Origin of the sequence: Dokdonia sp. Hel_I_53 (genome assembly GCF_007827465.1) — a bacterium.
In the GTDB taxonomy this organism is placed as follows: domain Bacteria; phylum Bacteroidota; class Bacteroidia; order Flavobacteriales; family Flavobacteriaceae; genus Dokdonia.
In genome coordinates this window covers 22696-44075 of sequence record NZ_VISL01000001.1, presented here as the reverse complement: position 1 = coordinate 44075, position 21380 = coordinate 22696, and the positions used below count along the sequence as shown (strand labels likewise).

Annotated in this window: 21 protein-coding genes; 14 read left to right on the top strand and 7 right to left on the bottom strand. The window is 35.0% G+C overall.

The features are described 5' to 3' along the window. Window positions 1-22: 22 nt before the first annotated feature. Entirely contained in the window at window positions 23-1918 is a 1896-nt protein-coding gene (rpsA, locus tag OD90_RS00205) for a 30S ribosomal protein S1 (RefSeq protein WP_186434683.1), read from the bottom strand. A 579-nt stretch (window positions 1919-2497) separates the two neighbouring features. On the opposite strand from rpsA, the gene OD90_RS13220 reads away from it, so the two are divergent. The 5 genes from OD90_RS13220 to OD90_RS00185 all read left to right on the top strand — a co-directional run bounded on the left by OD90_RS13220 (window position 2498) and on the right by OD90_RS00185 (window position 5862). Next, window positions 2498-2629 (top strand): hypothetical protein, encoded by a 132-nt coding sequence (locus OD90_RS13220; protein WP_261374429.1) that lies wholly within the window; start codon window positions 2498-2500, stop codon window positions 2627-2629. Window positions 2630-2814: 185 nt separating this feature from the next. Beyond that, window positions 2815-3096, top strand: coding sequence for a 4a-hydroxytetrahydrobiopterin dehydratase (locus tag OD90_RS00200; protein ID WP_144665219.1), 282 nt, complete (start codon window positions 2815-2817; stop codon window positions 3094-3096). Window positions 3097-3233: 137 nt separating this feature from the next. Beyond that, window positions 3234-3962: a YebC/PmpR family DNA-binding transcriptional regulator gene (locus OD90_RS00195; RefSeq protein ID WP_144665218.1), complete on the top strand. Its 729-nt coding sequence runs from the start codon at window positions 3234-3236 to the stop codon at window positions 3960-3962. A 347-nt stretch (window positions 3963-4309) separates the two neighbouring features. Then, window positions 4310-5380 carry a zinc metalloprotease gene (locus OD90_RS00190; protein WP_144665217.1) on the top strand — a complete coding sequence of 357 codons (1071 nt, stop codon included), beginning with the start codon at window positions 4310-4312 and terminating at the stop codon, window positions 5378-5380. Between the two features lie 62 nt (window positions 5381-5442). After that, window positions 5443-5862, top strand: coding sequence for a hypothetical protein (locus OD90_RS00185; RefSeq protein ID WP_144665216.1), 420 nt, complete (start codon window positions 5443-5445; stop codon window positions 5860-5862). Between the two features lie 62 nt (window positions 5863-5924). On the opposite strand, the gene OD90_RS00180 is transcribed toward OD90_RS00185, so the two are convergent. Further along, a complete protein-coding gene (locus tag OD90_RS00180) occupies window positions 5925-6950 on the bottom strand; it encodes a hypothetical protein (RefSeq protein ID WP_144665215.1) in 1026 nt (341 codons plus the stop codon). A gap of 565 nt (window positions 6951-7515) precedes the next feature. Here OD90_RS00180 and OD90_RS00175 point away from each other — a divergent pair. The 5 genes from OD90_RS00175 (at window position 7516) to OD90_RS00155 (ending at window position 11690) form a co-directional block, all read left to right on the top strand. Next, window positions 7516-8907, top strand: a complete 1392-nt coding sequence (locus OD90_RS00175) for an arginine decarboxylase (protein WP_144665214.1) — start codon at window positions 7516-7518, stop codon at window positions 8905-8907. Window positions 8908-9016: 109 nt separating this feature from the next. Beyond that, complete coding sequence (gene speB / locus OD90_RS00170) at window positions 9017-9949, top strand: agmatinase (RefSeq protein WP_144665213.1); 933 nt, start codon at window positions 9017-9019, stop codon at window positions 9947-9949. Then, on the top strand, window positions 9939-10913 hold the full coding sequence (locus OD90_RS00165) for a deoxyhypusine synthase family protein (protein ID WP_144665212.1): 975 nt from the start codon (window positions 9939-9941) through the stop codon (window positions 10911-10913). The genes speB and OD90_RS00165 overlap by 11 nt, the downstream gene beginning before the upstream one ends. Before the next feature lie 17 nt (window positions 10914-10930). Beyond that, complete coding sequence (locus OD90_RS00160) at window positions 10931-11257, top strand: hypothetical protein (RefSeq protein WP_144665211.1); 327 nt, start codon at window positions 10931-10933, stop codon at window positions 11255-11257. Window positions 11258-11390: 133 nt separating this feature from the next. Further along, a complete protein-coding gene (locus OD90_RS00155; RefSeq protein WP_144665210.1) occupies window positions 11391-11690 on the top strand; it encodes a hypothetical protein in 300 nt (99 codons plus the stop codon). Between the two features lie 230 nt (window positions 11691-11920). Here the strand turns inward: OD90_RS00155 and OD90_RS00150 are convergent, their stop codons facing one another. The 4 genes from OD90_RS00150 to lon form a co-directional block, all read right to left on the bottom strand. Next, window positions 11921-12301 carry a DUF4345 domain-containing protein gene (locus OD90_RS00150; RefSeq protein ID WP_144665209.1) on the bottom strand — a complete coding sequence of 127 codons (381 nt, stop codon included), beginning with the start codon at window positions 12299-12301 and terminating at the stop codon, window positions 11921-11923. Continuing rightward, window positions 12301-12993 carry a (d)CMP kinase gene (cmk, locus tag OD90_RS00145; RefSeq protein ID WP_144665208.1) on the bottom strand — a complete coding sequence of 231 codons (693 nt, stop codon included), beginning with the start codon at window positions 12991-12993 and terminating at the stop codon, window positions 12301-12303. Before cmk ends, OD90_RS00150 begins: the two co-directional genes overlap by 1 nt. Window positions 12994-13236: 243 nt before the next feature. Beyond that, window positions 13237-14253 carry a type IX secretion system protein PorQ gene (gene porQ, locus OD90_RS00140; protein ID WP_144665207.1) on the bottom strand — a complete coding sequence of 339 codons (1017 nt, stop codon included), beginning with the start codon at window positions 14251-14253 and terminating at the stop codon, window positions 13237-13239. Between the two features lie 178 nt (window positions 14254-14431). After that, a complete protein-coding gene (gene lon, locus OD90_RS00135; RefSeq protein ID WP_144665206.1) occupies window positions 14432-16882 on the bottom strand; it encodes an endopeptidase La in 2451 nt (816 codons plus the stop codon). Between the two features lie 536 nt (window positions 16883-17418). On the opposite strand from lon, the gene OD90_RS00130 reads away from it, so the two are divergent. The 4 genes from OD90_RS00130 to OD90_RS00115 are packed head-to-tail and all read left to right on the top strand — an operon-like array spanning window position 17419 to window position 20382. Continuing rightward, window positions 17419-18003 (top strand): RNA polymerase sigma factor, encoded by a 585-nt coding sequence (locus OD90_RS00130; RefSeq protein ID WP_144665205.1) that lies wholly within the window; start codon window positions 17419-17421, stop codon window positions 18001-18003. Then, window positions 17966-18529 (top strand): hypothetical protein, encoded by a 564-nt coding sequence (locus OD90_RS00125; protein ID WP_144665204.1) that lies wholly within the window; start codon window positions 17966-17968, stop codon window positions 18527-18529. The genes OD90_RS00130 and OD90_RS00125 overlap by 38 nt, the downstream gene beginning before the upstream one ends. 19 nt (window positions 18530-18548) lie before the next feature. Then, the gene (locus tag OD90_RS00120; RefSeq protein ID WP_144665203.1) at window positions 18549-19631 is read left to right on the top strand and encodes a hypothetical protein; all 1083 of its coding nucleotides are present in this window, start codon (window positions 18549-18551) and stop codon (window positions 19629-19631) included. Between the two features lie 25 nt (window positions 19632-19656). Beyond that, complete coding sequence (locus OD90_RS00115) at window positions 19657-20382, top strand: head GIN domain-containing protein (protein ID WP_144665202.1); 726 nt, start codon at window positions 19657-19659, stop codon at window positions 20380-20382. Window positions 20383-20444: 62 nt separating this feature from the next. Here OD90_RS00115 and OD90_RS00110 read toward each other — a convergent pair whose 3' ends face one another. After that, a complete protein-coding gene (locus OD90_RS00110; RefSeq protein ID WP_144665201.1) occupies window positions 20445-21281 on the bottom strand; it encodes a GIN domain-containing protein in 837 nt (278 codons plus the stop codon). Window positions 21282-21380 lie beyond the last annotated feature (99 nt).

Below are 21380 nucleotides of genomic sequence, written 5' to 3'. Positions count from 1 at the left end.
ACTAGAATATGAATCTTAGAAATTACTTTCCTCCTTCCATTTTCTTTTTAAGAGCTGCAAGAGCTTCGTTTGCATCTCCTAAAGTAGGCTTAGACTCATCTGACTGAGCTTTAGCTTTCTTAGCAGCTTGCTTAACGATCTTAGCCTCTTCTTCTTTATGGATAACCATATGAGAAGCAACTACACGCTTAAAGTCCTTATTAAATTCTATAATTTGGAATTCAGCCTCATCTCCTTTTCCTAATTTAGTTCCATCTTCTTTTTCAAGATGACGTGTAGGAATGAAGGCAGTAATATCCTCATTAAATTCAATAGTAGCTCCTTTATCTACAACATCCGTGATGGCAGCTTTATGAGTTGTTCCTACTTTAAATTCAGCTTCATATTTATCCCAAGGATTAGTTTCTATTTGCTTGTGACCAAGAGATAGTTTACGTCCTTCAACATCTAGCTCAAGAACCACAACTTCTAATTTATCACCAACCTCACAGAATTCTGATGGATGCTTGATTTTCTTAGTCCAAGAAAGGTCTGAGATATAAATCAATCCGTCAATACCTTCTTCAAGCTCAACAAACACACCAAAGTTTGTAAAGTTACGTACGATACCTTCGTGACGCGAACCTACAGGATACTTAGAGGTAATATCTGTCCAAGGATCTTGCGTAAGTTGCTTGATACCGAGACTCATCTTACGATCTTCACGATCTAAAGTAAGAATTTGAGCATCTACTACATCACCTACTTTTACAAAGTCACCTGCACTGCGTAAGTGAGTTGACCATGACATTTCAGAAACGTGTATAAGACCTTCTACTCCTTCTTCAACTTCAATAAATGCACCATAATCTGCGATTACAACTACTTTACCTTTTACGTTATCTCCAACCTTAAGTTCTTCACCTAAAGCTTCCCAAGGATGCTTAGATAATTGCTTAAGACCTAATTGGATACGTGTTTTATCTTCATCAAAATCAAGAATTACAACATTCAATTTCTGATCAAGCTCAACGATTTCGTTCGGGTGGTTGATACGTGACCAAGAAAGGTCTGTAATGTGTACCAGTCCATCAACTCCTCCAAGATCAACAAATACTCCGTATGAAGTGATGTTTTTAACAACACCCTCAAGTACTTGACCTTTTTCAAGCTGTCCAATGATTTCTTTTTTCTGCTCTTCAATATCTGCTTCGATAAGCGCTTTATGAGAGACAACAACGTTTTTGAATTCATGGTTAATCTTAACCACTTTAAATTCCATTGTTTTATTTACATACTGATCGTAATCACGGATAGGCTTAACGTCTATTTGTGACCCTGGTAAGAATGCTTCGATACCAAAAACATCTACAATCATACCACCTTTAGTACGTGCTTTTACAAAACCGTTTACGATAGTTCCTTCATCGTGAGCCGCGTTAACACGATCCCATGCTTTGATAACACGCGCCTTACGGTGCGATAAAATTAATTGTCCAGTAGAATCTTCACGTACGTCTATAAGTACCTCTACTTTATCACCTACTTTAAGATCTGGATTGTAACGGAACTCATTAAGAGAGATTACACCTTCAGACTTTGCGTTGATATCGATAATTGCATCACGATCTGTAAGTGTAATTACAGTTCCCTCTACCACGTCATCATCAAGTGTATCTACAAAGTTACTTGCTACAAGCGCTTCAAATTCTTCGAGCTGCTTGTCATCTACTGTGTCAATACCTTCCTCATACTTCTCCCAGTTAAAATCTTTCAAAAATTTCTCAGGATTTTCTTGAGCTGGTGAAAGCTCTGCTTTTGGAGCCTCTGCAGTTTTTGCTTCTGCAATGTCCGTTTTCTCTACTTGAGCTTCGACTTGCGCCTCAGTGACACCGTCTTGTTTTGCTTCAAGTTCTTGTTTTGTTGTTTCTTCAGCCATTTGCTAAAATTACATCATACTTAAAATAAAAGTTTTAAGCAGGATGGGTTTTGTATTTTACGCTTTCGCGAAAGCCTAAAAACCTCGAAACCGTAAAAGGGTTGTTTTGTTTTTATAGAAACTTTATTGGCGGCTTTCTAAGGGTGCCAAAAAGGTGTGCAAAAATACGGTCTTTTAATTGATTTTCAAAGGGTGATGCTGTAAAAACTATTTTTTTACAAATATTACTCTCTTCAAAGAAAAAAAATTATATACGCCACCTTTAAACAAACAATCTATTTTTATAAAAAATTTACTTTACACTTTTTTATTTATTACAGCAGCATCTCTTACATCTTGTGGTAGCGATGATGACGCTAGATCTTTTGACAATGCCATTAATGTTGATGGGGATTCGGTAGAGATAACGTCTGCATTAATTGAAGACTACGGCGATGAAATTATATCTGGATTTTATAATTATGATTTTACACTAATTGGAACTTCTGGAGATGATGAATATGAATTATATCTCGAGTTATTTTCTCTGTTAGTTGAAGGGGAGACTCCGGCCTTAAGAACTGGAACTTTCACATACACTTGTCTCCTAACGACGATGATTTTTATTTTTCAGATGCATTTATTGAAATAAATAATATCGAAAGAGAAGCAACAGCTGGTACAGTTACGGTAACAGTATCTGGAACTGATCTTACTATAGAAGTTCTTTAACTCTTAGCGATGGCACACTAATGACCGTTGAATACGATAGCAATTTTAAAATTGCACAGGGCTAATAGCAAGTTAAAATAGGACAATGATAGGTAGTTAATATCCTAACACAATTTTAACCGTTTTCTCATTTTCGCAATACCGCAATTACCTACCTTTAGCTTTCAACATTCAAAACCAACGATATGAAACTTACAAACGAGCAAATTAAAAACAGGCTAGAAGATTTTCCGGATTGGGAACATGACGAGAATGCTATACATACAACCATCGAGTTTGAAAATTTTCGCGAGGTGTTTGCAACAATGACGCGCATTGCTTTTGAGTGTGAAAAAATGGACCACCACCCTACTTGGACGAATACCTACAACGAATTGGAAATTTCATTAAGTACACATGACGCTGATGGCGTTACAGAAAAAGATTTTGATCTTGCCGCCGCTATAGACGATATTTTAGGTGCATAATACATACTATAGATTTGAAAGGAAGCATCTGATTTCCTATTTTTACGCGAGCAACAGTTGTTGCTCGCGTTTTTTATTAATAGATTAATTTTTTGAGTTTTTCGCTTTCGCGAAAAACAATAGGAATACAAACACATATGGGAAGAGCATTCGAATTTAGGAAAGCACGTAAAATGAAGCGCTGGAGCGCCATGTCTAAAGCTTTTACAAGAATAGGTAAAGATATTGTGATGGCAGTAAAAGAGGGCGGCCCAGATCCAGATTCCAACTCTCGCTTACGCGCTGTTATACAAAATGCAAAGGCTGTTAACATGCCTAAGGATAATGTAGAGCGAGCTATCAAAAGAGCTTCAGATAAAAGCCAAGGGGATTATAAAGAGGTAATTTTTGAAGGGTATGCACCTCATGGCATTGCCATATTAGTTGAAACTGCTACAGATAATAACACAAGAACTGTTGCAAATGTACGTGCAGCTTTTAATAAATGTGATGGTAGCCTAGGAACATCTGGCTCCGTTGTGTTCATGTTTGACCATACATGTACCTTCAGAGTTAACGCTGAGGGACAGGATGTAGAAGAGATTGAATTAGAATTTATAGACTTTGGTGCTGAAGAAGTATTTGAAGATGAAGATGGCATACATATATATGCACCCTTTGAAAGTTATGGAGCGATTCAAAACGCACTAGAAGAAAAGGAAATAGAAATTCTTGAGTCTGGTTTTGACAGGATCCCTCAGGTTACTAAGGAGATATCTCCAGAACAAGAAGAGGATGTAAATAAACTCTTAGAACGATTAGAAGAAGATGATGATGTGCAAAATGTTTTCCACACAATGAAGTCATCCCATACTGAAGAAGAGTAGTAACATAAAACAGAAATTAAAGGGCCTTAGGAAAAATTCTAAGTCTTTTTTTATGCATAATTATTATTGTGTAGTTCATCGATAACCTAAACTCAAAATTGTTAATTATGCGTTCATTTCTAATAATTTTGTTTTTTAGATAACATTTTAACATTTATAGCTGGTGAATTGTCAACTTTTTTAAATTTTTACAATTAAAAAAACTTCTGCGAAGCATAGGGTCTATAAGGCTTTATACGACACTCACATCTATTTATATATATTTTTAGATAATTCTTAAAAAAAATACAAATTTTTCAATCAAATTGATATATTGGGCCTCATAAAATATCAAACCCTCAATTATTATGAAAAAAATTTTAGTATGCCTTGCAATTGCCGGATTTGCTTTTACATCTTGTGAAAATGAACAAGAGATTGCAAATGTTGATGAGCAACAAGTTGATATGGGTGATTTCTACCTTTATACTGATGCCGATGATTCAACAGGAAGAGCACAAGGTGGAAGAGATTGTCACTCTATGAAAGTTCTTAACAAAAAACTAAACGAAAATCCAGGTTTATACGCAAGCATGTATGATGTAGAGAAAAACGTACGTTCTATCATAGGCGCACGAACGAACGCTAAAGGTAAGCCAGGAGGTGGTGGTAATGGTGGCAACGACGGTGGCGGAGGCACTCCAGTTGAAGATAATCTAGGCGTTATTAATATTCCAGTTGTAGTGCATGTTTTATATAATACTAGTTCTGAAAATATTAGTGATGCACAAATTGCTTCACAAATGGCTGTATTAAATGGTGATTTTAATCTTCAAAATAACGATGCGTCTTCTATTCCTTCTCTTTTTGCTCCTTTAGCAGCAGATACTGATATTAATTTTAATCTTGTTCAAACAATCAGAAAAGCATCTTCAAGAACCTCTTGGGGAACTAATGATGCTATGAAATCTTCTGCAAGCGGTGGGTCTGATGTTGTATCTCCAGACACACACTTGAACATATGGGTTTGTAATATTGGTGGTGGAATTTTAGGTTATGCTCAATTCCCTGGTGGTGCAGCAGCAACTGATGGTGTAGTTGTAGCTCCTCAGTACTTCGGAACAACAGGTACTGCTCAAGCTCCATTTAATGGAGGTCGTACAGCAACTCATGAGGTGGGTCACTACTTAAACCTACGTCATATTTGGGGAGACGGTCGTTGTAAGCAAGATGATTTTGTTGCAGATACGCCAAGCTCAGATGGACCTAACTATGGTTGCCCATCTTTCCCTACGACAAATTGTAGATCTACAGACATGACAATGAATTACATGGATTATACAAATGATGCATGTATGAATATGTTCTCTCAAGGTCAGAAAGAAAGAATGAGAGCTTTATTTGCACCAGGAAGTGTACGTGATGGCTTTACAAACTAAAAACCTATTTTTAATTGTATACAAAGCAGCGCCAATAGGCGCTGCTTTTAATTTTACCTTCTATGAAAATCTTATATGTGTTTATTGTATTAATACTCAATTTTCAAAATTCTTGTACTCAAGAAAAAGTAGCTAATATCAACTTATCTTATACTGCTCAAACTAGAGGATTTAATTATGAAATTGCTGTAAAAAATGATACGCTCTATTATACCAATAGTGTAGAAAATATAAGGGATGCCGCACAAGTACTCTCAGAGGAAAAAAGCCGTAAATTAAATAGTCTATTAAAATCTATAAATACAAGCTCGCTAGAAACACTTGAAAGACCAAGTACCGGAAGTATTTCTGATCGCGCTCCAATAGCAAAGCTTAGTTTAATGAAACAAGGAAAAGAATACATAACACCTGAGTTTGATCACGGCAATCCGCCAGAGGAGATTGAAAATCTAATAGATTACCTACAACAGCTGGTTGAATAATAAAATAAAAAAAAGCCCTGAGAATATCTCGGGGCTTTTCACTTCTGGCTATAATCTATAAATTATTCTTTATATAAGTATAATGAAGATGCTCCTGAAAGAGTGTTATTGACGGTTGGAGCAATATTTCCGCCAGTTCCTATATTAGAAAAGGCAAGAACTCTACCTCCACCGTTCGCACGTTCAGCAATAAAAACAATTTCATTTTGCGCATCATACTCAGCACCTATAGGGTTTCCTAAAAATGTAGCTGCTCCAGCAACACGTACTTGATTGTTTCCTACCGCTAGCGTGCCTCCGTTTGCTACAGCATCAAATTTAGATTGAAAGTCTGAAATCACATGAAAACCACCGTCACCATCCATCCCTGCATTACCTATGTCAGTAAGAATCATCGTTCCATTAGTTTCTGCTATAGCGTGAGTTCTTGTAATACCTTCAATTGTAATACGCTTTGTGGGTGTGATTGTTGCATCAGTAGTATTAGTAGCTGTAAAGTTTGCAAATACTGCAACATCAGACGTTTTATCAACAACCGCATATAGACTATTTCCTACAAATTCAATTCCCCAAACAGCAAAATCTGTGGTCAGTGTATTTCTCAATGTAAAATCATTTCCAGATTTTGTAAATATGAAAATTCTTCCGTCTGGAGTATCTTGATTACCATCTACATCAGAGTTGTCGGAAACTGCATAAAAATTTCCGTTAACGGCAATGTCTCTTGGACTCACTAAAACCGCATTACTAGTAGCTGAAACGTTAAGAGTAACACCTGAGACTGCAGCAAAAACACCAGCATATGTGTTAAGTTGTAAACCTGAACGTGATGCCTGTGTAACCTCATCATTTGTACTGTCGTAATAGATTCCTTCTGCATCTGTTGATAAAGTACCGTACATAGAAGAATTCACATTAGCAATATCAGATACGTCATACATTCTGACATTTCCATCGCTATTACTTGAAGCGTATAACTCAGCACGAGAGTCTGCCGTTATTATTTCGTTTTCATTGTCATCAGATTCGCAAGCAATAAATGTTCCTACTGCCATAACTGCAATACCAAATTTTTTAATCGTATTCATAATTTATTTTTTTTAATATTGTTTGTAATATTTACGCGTGTTTCTTCTATTGGGTTTTCTATGAAGTTAACGATTAACAAATTTTTAACTCTAGCAAATCCTGTTTCAAAACATTAGCGACATGATAACTATGTTATTTAGAATAACTTATTTTTAAAATAAATAGTTATTACAAATTCATTTGATGTTACTCCTATAGCAGAAAATATAGATTCTAAAATAGTCACTATTAAAATTGCTAATTATTTGTTAAATTAAATTTTCAGCTTATTATTCACATTTATGTTTGTGACGTACAATTTTATGGCGACCGCCGCTCGTCTTTAGTTAATGAAAGAGCTTTACATTGTCTGTCTCTGCTGTTTTGAGACATTATCACTTAGAACTTCTGACCTAGATTGGGTAAAGTCTTATACATTTACGCATAATTACAGGAGTACTCCTATAAACTTTTGTACTTACCTTGCCTCTACCAAATATTATTATTTTAAAATTTGAATTGAATTTTACTTTTCATTTAGAAAAGAGATGACTCAAATTTTTAACTCAAATACAATACTCAATAATGAAAACTAAATACATTGATCTCATCGATCAAACTTATTATTTTCCACAAGAAGAATTTACATTAAATAAAAACTCTTTAGCGTTTCACGGTATTGACTTAATGGATCTTGTTGAGCAATATGGAGCTCCTTTAAAATTTACCTATCTACCTAAGATCTCTGATAATATTCAACGTGCAAAAAAATGGTTTGGAACGGCGATCAAAAACAATAACTATGATGGGGATTACCATTATTGTTATTGCACTAAGAGTTCGCACTTTAAACACGTACTCCATGAAGCGACAAAAAATAATATCCATATTGAAACCTCATCTGCATTTGACATCAATATTGTAGAAAATCTTAAGGCTGAAGGAAAAATAACGGATGAAACCTACGTTATCTCTAATGGTTTTAAAAGAGACCAGTATATAAAAAATATCGCTCGACTTATTAATAAAGGACATAAAAATGCGATACCCGTTATTGATAATTATGAAGAAATTGATCTTCTAAGTGCAGAAATAGATGGGAGTTTCAATGTAGGTATACGCATAGCATCAGAAGAAGAACCTAAATTTGAATTCTATACCTCGCGATTAGGTATTGGTTATAAGAACATCGTGCCCTTTTTCAACAGTCAAATTAAAGACAACCCAAAGGTATCACTTAAGATGTTGCACTTCTTTATCAACACGGGAATACGAGACACGGCATATTACTGGAACGAATTGATGAAATGTATCAAAGTATATATTAATCTTAAAAAAGTATGCCCAAGTCTAGATAGTCTTAACATAGGTGGTGGATTCCCAATTAAAAATTCGCTCGCTTTTGAATATGACTATGAGTATATGATTAACGAGATTATAGTGCAGATAAAAAACGCATGTGACGATGCAGGTGTTAAAGTACCACACATTTTTACAGAATTTGGCAGTTTTACTGTTGGCGAGAGTGGTGGTGCCATTTATGAAGTACTTTACCAAAAACAACAAAATGATCGTGAAAAATGGAATATGATTAACTCTTCATTTATCACCACAATGCCAGATACATGGGCAATTAATAAGAGATTTATTATGCTTGCCATTAATCGATGGAACGAAGAATACGAGCGAGTTTTACTAGGAGGACTCACTTGCGACAGTGATGATTATTACAATAGTGAACAACACATGAACGCTATCTATATGCCTAAGTATAAGAAGGAAAAGCCGCTCTATATCGGATTTTTCAATACAGGCGCATATCAAGAGAGTATCGGTGGTTTTGGAGGGTTGCAACACTGTCTCATTCCTAGCCCTAAACATATATTAATTGATAGGGATACAGATGGAAATCTCACCACAGAAATTTTTGCAGTACAACAAACAAGTGACCAATTATTAAGTATCTTAGGGTACTAAATAGCTAATTTTCACATTCAAAATAATTTTAAATAATCTTTCAGTTACGCTTTCGCGAAAGCAAAAACCTAAAATAAACTTACCAAACACTAACATAATAACCACAAAAATGAGAACGTACGCAGGTATTCCGCAAGAATATGCACAAGCTGAAAAGGCTAAAATTGTTTTACTTCCAGTGCCTTACGATGGTACGAGCACTTGGGGAAAAGGAGCAGATAAAGGTCCAGAAGCCTTTTTACAAGCTTCAGAAAACATGGAACTTTACGACATTGAAACCGAAAGCGAAGTATACAAGCAGGGCATATACCTAGCAGATCCTATTACAGAGAATTCTTCTCCAGAGGAGATGGTTGCTGCGGTACACAAAGAAGTAAAAGAAAATATTAAACGTAATAAGTTTGTAACTACTTTTGGTGGAGAACATTCTGTATCTATAGGTGCTATACGAGCATTTAATGAGACTTTTGATAACCTTACCGTATTGCAGCTAGATGCACATGCAGATCTACGCGAGTCTTACGACGGATCAAAGTGCAACCACGCCTGTGCATTATATGAGGCAAATCAAACTACAAATCTTGTGCAAGTTGGTATTCGTAGTATGGATGCCATTGAAAAGACCGTAATGAATGAAGACAATGTGTTTTTTGCTCATGAAATGGTTAATGATGAGTATTGGTCAGATACCGCAATAGAGGCGATGACAGACAATGTGTATATCACAATTGATCTCGATGCTTTTGATCCGTCAATTCTCCCTGCAACTGGTACACCAGAACCAGGAGGCTTATTTTGGTATGAAACCTTAGATTTTTTAAGACACGTTTTTAAAGAAAAAAATGTTGTGGGATTTGATATCATGGAGTTATGCCCTAACGCGCATAGCAAACCATCAGACTTTGCCGCAGCAAAATTATACTATAAATTACTCTCTTATAAGTTTGAACAACAAGATGCAGATGATGAGTATGAAATGACCGGTTTGCAAGAAAAATCCAAAAAAGTTAACTCAGAAGAAGACGATTATAATGAATACTAAAGGAGCTATATCTCAATTTATTGAAAAATACTATTTGCACTTTAATGCTGCATCTGTAGTAGATGCCGCAAAAGGATACGAAGCACAGCTTGTCAAGGGATCAAAGATGCTAGTCTCTCTTGCTGGAGCTATGAGCACCGCAGAAATAGGTAAAATATTTGCTGAAATGATTCGTCAAAAGAAAGTGCATATTATCTCTTGTACAGGCGCAAATCTAGAAGAAGACATTATGAATCTTGTGGCACACAGTCACTACAAACGTGTTCCTAATTATAGAGATCTCACAGCTCAAGATGAGTGGGACTTATTAGAAAAAGGACTCAACCGTGTGACAGACACTTGTATTCCAGAAGAAGAAGCTTTTAGACGTATTCAAGACCATATTGTAAAAATTTGGAAGGACGCAGAGGCTGCAGGCGAGCGCTATTTGCCTCACGAGTATATGTATAAACTTTTGTTATCTGGAGTTTTAGAACAGTACTACGAAATTGATCTTAAAGACAGCTGGATGTATGCTGCTGCAGAAGCAAACTTACCTATCATATGTCCAGGATGGGAGGATAGTACCATGGGAAATATCTTTGCCAGCTACGTAGTAAAAGGAGAGCTTAAAGCTAACACTATGAAGTCTGGTATTGAATACATGACTTTTCTAGCAGATTGGTATACAGAGAATTCCTCTCAAGGAATAGGCTTTTTCCAAATAGGAGGAGGTATTGCTGGGGATTTCCCTATATGTGTAGTTCCTATGCTTTATCAAGATCTTGAGCGTACAGATACTCCTTTTTGGAGTTACTTCTGCCAGATAAGTGACTCTACAACAAGTTATGGATCTTATTCCGGTGCTGTTCCTAATGAGAAAATAACTTGGGGAAAACTAGATATGGATACGCCAAAATTTATTATAGAAAGTGATGCTACAATTGTAGCCCCTCTCATATTTGCTTACCTATTAGACATGTAAATTATAACACCCATATAATGAAAAAACCAAGTAACTTAAAACGTGTTATCGTAGACTATGCTAAGTTAAATGATGACATCTTAAATCTTCTAGTGAACAAGTATCCATATGGTTACGATAAAGAACACATTATTACTTTTAAAAATGCTCAAGGCGAAATGGTAGACTGTGTAGAAGTACAAACAGAGGACACACTCTACCTTGTTAAAGTAAGTAAAAGACTAGTGGTGGCTATGGAAGATTTTGATCAAGATGATTATGATGAAGATGATGACCAAGATAGTGATGATTTTGATTTTGATCTTGATGAAGATGAACGCGACGATGATAAAAATAATAATTAAAATAAATGTTATTTTTTGAAACATTTATAAGTTTTCATACGTATAAACTACGGGCTAAAATCCTAGTTTAGACACTTCCAATAGTGGTCGCACACGCGGCAATTTTTAAAATAACTTTTAATTAAACACTATTATGAAAACATTTTTAATCACCCTATTCTCACTATTTATTATAGGATCAAATTCTATAACAGAAACAATCACTGCTACCTATAGTGGCTACTCAGAAGGCACCTATTATTTTGAAGATGAAGATGGGTTAATCTATTCTTTTGAGTCAATTAGTGAATCTGTTAGTCAAGAGTTTGATCTTGTATCTGAAAGTTTTGAAGGGAAGAAATTTAAAGTTTCTTACTCTTCAGAGATGCAAATTAATGAAGATGATGAGGAGTACGAAGTGCTATCTATCACAGCATTAGAGTTGCTTAAATAATTTGTTTTACACTGAAATTTCTAGGGCAGTTGGATTTTCCTTCTGCCCTTTTTTTACAAAGCATGCTTTCGCGAAAGCGAACATCCTAGAAAAAAATTAGAACTATGAATGATGGGAAATTAAAAACTACTCAAGGAGTTATCTCGTGCAAATACTTTTAACTTTTTAAAAGATAAAAAAAATGTTTTGAATATTGAGAAAGCTTGATTTGATTGAAAAATCCAACAGACTTACTTATAGTATTTTAAGTTCCAATACCCCCACCACATTAAGACAGCCTCACCTACCATGCCAATACCATATTGAGGTGACCAACCATCTAGGATAGTACTTAGTACTCTACCAAAGACGAGACCGCTCATAAATAAAATATTAGCTAATGTAGCAGACCTCCAATGACTTTTATGGAACAGTCCGTAAATCCAATATCCTCCAAAAGCCATATAGAGCCCCATAATCGCCCTAAAGATATTTTTAAGCTCTATATCTTCTACTTCAAAACCAAAAATATAAGGTAAAATTCCACTTGGATTTGCTCCATAAACAAAGGCCATCAGTAGCACAATAAAAGAAGATACACCTAGGTGGAGGTTTTGAGGTAATTTTGACATTAAATGCGCTTTGCGATACGATCTTTTGCCAGTTGTAAAATGGTATGAAATTGATCGTCTATGTTAGTTTCTGTATTATCAATTTCAATAGCATCGTTTGCTTTTACGAGTGGTGAATCCTCACGAGTGGTATCAATATGATCACGCTCTTGTACATTTGCCAGTACAGATTCGTAATTAACATCATCTCCACGTTCTACTAATTCATTATAGCGTCTTTTTGCACGTTCTGCTGCACTTGCTGTCATGAATATTTTTAATTCTGCATTAGGAAAAACAACGGTACCAATGTCACGACCATCCATAACAATACCCTTCTCTTCTCCCATATGCTGTTGTTGCTCGACTAACTTAGAGCGCACCTCAGAAACTGTCGCAATGGGGCTTACAAAGGAGGAAACCTCAAGATTTCTAATATCTTGCTCAACATTTTTTCCATTTAAACAGACTTCTGCTTTTCCAGATGTTGTATCACGAGTAAATGTTATCTTAATTTGATCTAGCTTTTTAATAAGTGCCTCTTTGTCAAAAAAACCATCTGCTATAAGACCTTGCTGCATAGCATATAAAGTTACGGCACGGTACATTGCTCCTGTATCTACGTAAATATATTCTAACCAGTCTGCTAATTGTTTTGCTACTGTACTCTTTCCTGTAGATGAATAGCCGTCAATGGCGATGGTAATTTTCATAAAATAATTTTGAATAACAAAAATAGGGATTATCGCTTTTTTTTAGGTGAGCCTTATTACTTTTTATATTTCACAAACAGTATAGATACTATTGGAAAGAGAACGTAACCCTAACTCTATAGCCCTGATTGTAGTGTAAATCCCGCAGCTGCCTGGCATAGCCGGCGTGAGGAATTGAAATGAAAAGCAGGTAAATACCTTCCCAAAGAGAGATACTATAGCCGCTTCAAAATAAAAATTTCACTATTGTAGGTCGATACCTATTCCAAAAAAACTGCTCGCCGCTGCACCATTATAGCGAGCGTAAGCATAATTAAAACGCATTTTATTAATTTTGATTCCAAACCCTGCACTTATACCAGCAAAACTACGCTGATTTATGAGTCGCAACTCTTCACTACGACGAAAATTATAACCTAATCGTAGGTTAAAACCTCCTCGAGGGAAAAGCTCAATCCCGATTATAGTATGACGCACCACATTATCTAAAAAACCTATCTTTTCTTCTGTCACATTTCCATCAAGATCTGTAGTACTTCTAGATTCATTTTCGAAAGCAATATTCCACAATTGTAAATTTTCAAAGGTGAGGTGCCATCGTATTGGTACGTTGGGAAGAATTTGCGAAATCCCTGCGTCTATTTCTAAAGGAAGGTTTTCATAGGTGTCTACATAAGGAGTTAACTGCGTTCCTAAATTTCTTACTACGACGGCTGCATTTAAGTCCCATTCTTCAAAATTGTAGGTGGTCCCAATATCTAGAGCTATCCCAGCAGAGGAATACTCTGCAAGAGTAGAGGTTATTAATTTAAAATTTGCACCAACATGAAAGTTTGTATTTGGAACATTTACGGCATAACCTAAAGAAAGTGCTGCTTCATTCCCGCCAAAATTTCCAGTAGCATTTCCATTTTCATCCCTTCCATCAAAATTACCATAATTGATATATGTTACACCAGCATGAAAAACTTGCGTACGCCTATCCCACATGTAGGCATAAGATGCAGTACCGTAATTTATGTCAGAAAGATAGTTGACATAGTTTACAGCTAATTGATTATCCATTTTATAGTTTATATTGGCTGGATTGTATATGGCAGAATCTGGATCATAGTCATAGTTTGTGATGACCTTTCCGCCCATTGCAGCTTGTCTTGGAGATGACATTAAGTTGAGAAACTGGTAGGTGGCCCTCCCCCCTAATTGGCTTTTTGCCACAAAAGACGTTACTAAAAAAAGAAGTAGTACTAGATTTTTCATTTAAGCAATCCTGCAATACAAAGATAAACGGTTACAATGAGAGTATATTTTGGAAACAGATATAATTGCTATAAGTCATGACAATTCTAGTTTAAATTAAAAAAACGGGATCCTTTATAAAAGTTCCCGTTTTTAATATTACTCATACGCTTTCGCGAAAGCGTGACATATTATTCAATTAGAGTGTTTTTGCATTTTTAACCTTTTGCTTAGTCAAAGCCAGTTCTAAAACTTGACTCATATCAGATACATAATGAAAGGTAAGCCCTTTTAAGTATTCTTCTTTAATTTCATCAATATCTCGACGGTTTTGCTCACACATTAAAATTTCTTTAATTCTTGCTCTTTTTGCTGCGAGAATTTTTTCTTTAATACCACCTACTGGTAATACTTTACCTCTTAAAGTGATTTCCCCTGTCATCGCAATGCTTTTTTTCACTTTACGTTGCGTAAATAGTGATACTAGAGAGGTTAACATAGTGATACCTGCACTTGGACCGTCCTTAGGTGTAGCTCCTTCAGGTACGTGGATATGTACATTATATTTATCAAATATCGTTGGATCTAGACCTAACGACTCTGCATTTGCTTTAATATATTCCATGGCAATGGTTGCACTTTCTTTCATTACCTTCCCTAGATTTCCTGTAATAGAGAGTGTTCCTTTTCCTTTGGACAAGGCAGACTCAATAAATAGAATATCGCCACCTACTCGCGTCCATGCAAGGCCCGTAACTACGCCAGCTACTTCATTATTTTCATACTTGTTACGTTCCATTTTAGGAGATCCAAGTACATCTATAATGTCTTCATTTGAGACCTTTATGTTATACTCTTCTTCCATGGCTAGATTCTTTGCTCCATAGCGTACCATTTTTGCAACCTGCTTTTCAAGACCACGTACTCCAGATTCCCGAGTATATCCCTCAACAATTTTCTCTAATTGGGGTTTAGCAATTTTGAGTTGACTTGTTGTCATCCCGTGCTCCTTGAGTTGTTTAGGCAACAAATGTTGTTTTGCAATTTCTACCTTTTCTTCGATCGTATAACCTGTTACATTAATGATTTCCATACGGTCTCTCAACGCAGGCTGTATGGTATTAAGACTGTTTGAAGTTGCAATAAACATTACTTTAGAAAGGTCAAAACCCATTTCTAAAAAGTTGTCATGAAACTCACTATTTTGTTCTGGATCTAATACTTCAAGTAACGCAGAGGAAGGATCGCCTTGACTTCCTGTACTTAGCTTATCAATTTCATCAAGTACAAAAACTGGATTACTAGTCCCTGCTTTTCTTAAACTTTGGATAATGCGCCCAGGCATCGCACCTATATAAGTTTTACGGTGCCCTCTTATTTCAGATTCATCTCGCATGCCACCTAAACTCATACGTATATATTCACGTCCAAGAGCTTCTGCAACAGATTTCCCTAGAGAAGTCTTACCTACTCCTGGAGGTCCATACAAACATAAAATAGGAGATTTCATATCATTACGGAGCTTTAAAACGGCGAGATATTCTATAATACGTCTTTTTACATCATCTAATCCATAGTGATCACGGTCAAGAATCTTCATCGCGCGTTTAAGATCAAATTTATCCTTGCTAAATTCATTCCAAGGGAGATCTAAAAATAAGTCAAGATAATTTCGCTGTATACTATACTCAGCAACTTGTGGATTCATACGTTGCATTTTTGCAAGCTCCTTTTTGAAGTGCTTGGCAACTTTTTCATTCCACTTTTTGTCTTTAGATCGTAAGCGCATTTCTTCTAAATCATCTTCAGACGATGCACCACCAAGTTCTTCTTGAATAGTTTTCATCTGTTGATGAAGAAAATACTCACGTTGCTGCTGGCTCATGTCATTCTGAACCTTGCTCTGAATGTCATTTTTGAGCTCAAGCTTCTGGCGTTCCATATCCATAAACTTAAGCGTTTCTAGCGCTCTTTTTTGCAGATCGCTAATTTGAAGCAATTCTTGTTTCTCCTCTACTGTTAAGTTCATATTTGAACTTACAAAATTGATTAGAAAAGAATTACTTTCAATATTCTTTATAGCAAATGAAGCTTCTGTTGGGATGTTTGGAGATTCTTGAATAATACGTAAGGCAAGTTCTTTAATAGAATCTATTACCGCCTTAAATTCTTTATCTGCCACTTCAGGTCGAGACTCTGGATAGTCTTTTATAGTAGCCTTCATGTAAGGTTCTTCTTGCGTTACTTGATCTATCTCAAAACGCTTTTTACCTTGTATAATTACCGTGACGTTACCGTCCGGCATTTTAAGAACACGTAATATTCTTGCAACAACACCCACTTTGTGGATATCATCAGCTGTGGGATTTTCTATGCTTTCATCAACTTGAGCAACAACTCCAACTACTTTCCCGCCCTTGTTAGCTTCGTCTATTAACTTAATAGATGTATCTCTTCCAGCAGAAATAGGTATCACTACACCAGGAAATAATACAGTATTCCTTAACGGTAATAAAGCTAGACTCTCTGGTAACTCCTCGTTATTAATTGCCTCTTCGTCCTCTGGAGTCATCAATGGGATTAACTCTGCATCTCCATCTATCTCTTGCAGTGACAATCTGTCTAATGTTGTAAATTTTGGTTTTGCCATATATATTATGTGTCACAATGTCTTGTAGTTTTACAAAACAGGTGCATCTTAATTTATTATTATGTTATTAAAAAACAGATAGTTATATATATCTATCACAGAATTATAACTATTCCGTATTTTTAAAGTCAATTCTTGTGCCATTGCTACAAAATTTTCATATTTCTATAGAATTAACTATAGCACTCTGTCTTTAAATATGTTAACAAATAAACTTTTTAATAAAAATTTGAATTAAAGGATATCTTATTGTATTTTTATCAATGTTACAATTACTAATTTGGGGGAATTATATTGTAAATGAAAAGACCGCTTAACTTAAGCGGTCTTTTTTTTGATCATTTTTGGTTTCGTAAAAATTTTATCTACTTAACAAACCGTCTCAATAGCCAACAAATTATTAGCTTATTGTATACATATTCAAAAACGATCACTAAAAGGTTGTTTTATAATTTGTTATGATATTTCTTTAAAAAGATTATTAAAAAGTGTAACAAATTAAAAAACGTACCATCTTTATAATAGAACTGACCAAAGTGAATTTAAGTAACCATCACATAACTGAAGTTATTAATCGTTGTCGCAACGGTGAGCAAGTAGCGCAGATGGAAGTATACAATCGTTATTATAAGGCAATGTATAATACTTCCCTCCGTATTGTAAAAAGCGAAGCTGAGGCTGAAGATATTATGCAAGAATCATTTTTGAGCGCTTTTACAAAAATTGATACTTACAAAGAAGAAGCTTCTTTTGGAAGTTGGCTCAAGAGAATTGTTGTAAACAATAGTTTAACAGCCTATCAGAAAGCTAAACGACTGGATGAACAACCACTAGAAAATCACTTATATAAAGTTTCTGAAGACGACGGAGGGTGTGGTACTATAGATCTTACAAGTGTGAGAGCTCAGGAGGTTGTTACAGCAATGAATAATTTAAAAGATAATTACAGACAATCATTGTCTTTGCACCTCATAGAAGGGTATGATTACGAAGAAATAAGTGAAATTATGAATGTGAGCTATGCCAATTCTAGAACAATGATATCTAGGGCAAAACAAAGTTTACGAGCAATTTTAAATAAAAATGGAAAAGGAAAAGGAATCTATAGATCTTCTATTTAAGCGGCTAAACAGAAAATTAGATGTTTATGAGCCGAGTGAAAGCCATAGAGCTAACTTTTTAGAAAAGTTAGAAGGTAAAAACCGGTTTTCTCCTTCTAAAAAAGAGAATCGTATACGCTGGATGAGACCGCTCTTTATAGCAGCCAGTTTGGTTCTTATAGCGAGTCTTGTTTTAAATTTTACTCAAGTAGGTTCTGCTACTAAAGATTTAGCAGATGTCTCTCCTGAAATGCAACAAACGCAAGATTTTTTCACAAAAACAATAGAACGAGAACTATTTGATATAAAAGAAAATATGACCCCAGAGAATCAAGAACTTGTACTTGATGCCATCTCACAACTTGAAATGTTAGAGTCAGAATACAAAAAACTTAAAAAGGATCTTTCAAAAAGCGGTGAGGACAAAAGAGTCATTTATGCTATGATAGATAATTTTCAAAATAGAATTTATCTGTTGCAAGATGTTGTTGAACAAATGGAGGTTATTAAACAAATAAAAAAAACACAAGAGGCTATTACCCTTTAATACTATAAAAAAAATAAAAATGAAAAATATTATAACTACTTTTTTTACATGCCTTATCCCTCTTATAGCTTTTGCTGGTTTAAGTAATCCAAACGGAAAGTACACCAAAGAAAAGAAAATTAAGAAAGAATACTCTGTAAACAGTGATGCTAAGCTATTAATCAAAAATAGTTATGGCGAAGTAAACATGGTAAGCTGGTCTGAAAACCGAATAGTAATCGAAGTTCATGTAAAGACTAATGGAAATGATGAGGATCGTGTAAAAGATAAACTTGATGAAATTGACGTGCAATTTGAAGCTAGTGCATCATTTGTAAGTGCAAAAACTACATTTGATAATAATAGCAGTAGGTCTTGGTGGAACAGCTGGAAGAGCAGTAACGTAAATATGGAAATTAACTACACCATAAAACTTCCAGTTTTTGCTGTGATCGATATAAGTAATGATTATGGAGGGATTACTTTAGATCGTATAGAAGGCAACGCAAAAATAAGCTGTGATTATGGTAAAATCACTATAGGCGAATTACTTGCAGACAATAATTACTTAAATTTTGATTACACAAAAAATAGTACCATCGGCTACATGAAAAGTGGACGCATCAATGCAGACTACTCAACTTTTGTATTAGAAAATGGAGGCAATGTTGACCTTAATGCTGATTATTCAAAATCTGAATTTGGTATTATAAAAGACCTTAATTATAACTGTGATTATGGCTCTGTACGTACAAAAGAGTCTAATAATATCACTGGAAGAGGTGATTATTTAAGTGCAAAGTTGGGCACTGTAAACGGACACTTAAATATTAATGCAGATTATGGATCTATCCGTATTGACGAAATGAGCCCAAGCGCTGGAGACATAGTTATTCAAAGTGATTACACAGGTATAAATATTGGTTATGATTCAGCATATAGTTTTACTTTCAATATCAAACTAGAGTATGCAGGATTAAGTGGTAAAGACAATCTTAATATACGTAAAGAACGTAAAGATTCTGGTGATGCTTACTATGAAGGATATTATAAATCATCATCTTCTCAAAACAATATAAATATTAACTCAGACTATGGTGGCGTTACGCTCCATAAAAATTAAACAACAATCAAAAAGCCAATTAGTTATGAAAAAATTAGTAGCACTTAGTTTTATCTTTTTTATAAGCACTCAAATACATGCACAGTGGTGGGGTAAATCTATTAAAGGTAATGGAGAGGTTCAAAAAGAAACAAGAGACGTTGGAGAGTATGACGGAGTAAGTGTAGCGGGTTTTTTTGAAGTAACCCTACTTGCAGGATCTGAAGGTAAAATCACTATAGAAGGAGAAAGTAATTTACTTAATTATATCGAAACAGTTGTAGATAAAGGAGTTCTAAAAATTCGTGTTCAGAAAAATCAAAATTTGAAAACGAGTTGGGGAAATGATATTAAAATAACAGTCCCTTTTAGAGACATAGAGCTTGTTTCTCTTTCTGGTTCTGGAGATATCATTACAAAAGATGTTATTAAAGCAAAAGATTTTAAAGTTTCTGTATCTGGTTCTGGTGACGTAACTCTTGATGTTGAATCTAGTGCTACAAAGAGTAGAGTTACTGGTTCTGGAGATCTCATATTGAGAGGAAGTACTGGAGATCATGAGTCTAGTGTAACAGGATCTGGAGATATAAACGCTTCTCGATTTAATGCAAATTACGTTGATGCAAAAGTTACAGGGTCTGGTGATATTAAAGTGTACTGCTCAAAATACCTTAAAGCACGTGTAACTGGGTCTGGTGATATAGAATACTTAGGCAACCCAGATAAACAGGAAACAAAAGTTTCTGGTTCTGGTGACATTACAAAAGGGTAGTGACACCGTAATCTAATAAAAAAGCCCTCTAATAGAGGGCTTTTTTATTTGAATGTATCAAATTATTCTTTCTTTAAAATTTTTGAGTTGCCAGCTAGTTTTTCTATGACAATAGATGGGCTTCCGTAAAGCTCTAGCTCACTTTTATGATTCATATCTAAAACAAGGTCTTTATCAATAGAGATAAGCGCATTTGTGTCGTCTTTTAAGACTAAAGATGCTTGATCTACCGCGAATGCACGGCCCTTAAATTCTGCGTTGTCTGTTAAGGTAATTGTAGCTTCTTCTGCATTACCTTTAAAATTCATGTCTGTGCGGCCAGAGGCCATAACTACAAATTTTTCTGTGTTGATATCAGCTTTCGCGAAAGCGTTATTTTTCAAATTAAATCTAATTTCGTCTCCCTTAAATTCTACATCAACCTTCGAGCTTTCATCTGCAGTTATGACTGCATTTTCTGATTTTATCTCCCCCTCAAAAACACTATCTGATGTAAGATTACAAGCAAAATCCTCTGTATTAATTGTAGATTTTGAAATTACTTTACTGTACGCAGCAACTGTTACACTATTTAATTCTTCAAACCGAACAATAATATTAAGCTTCTTACTACTTCTTATATCCTTTCGAGTAGAAACAAGCAAGGTGCTGTCGCGTATATCAAAACTTATTATTTCTAGAAGATTATCATCCATCTCGAGGTCATAGCCAGTAGTTGCATCTTGTATAAGGGTTACTTCTAAGCCGTCTATTACTTTTATATCAGTAAATGGTCTAAGTGGTTCTGACAGCTCTTTAACATTTCGACTTCCTTTTATTTTTTCTCTTTGTGCACTAACACTTAATGTTGCTAGTATTAGCAAGGTTAGAATGATTGTTCTTATAGTTATTTTTTTCATGAACTAAAGGTACATTATTGGGGTTAGAAAATAAATAATCTCATGAGTCAATGGCTAAAATTATGCCAGTTATATCATTATAAATATCAAAATATAAAT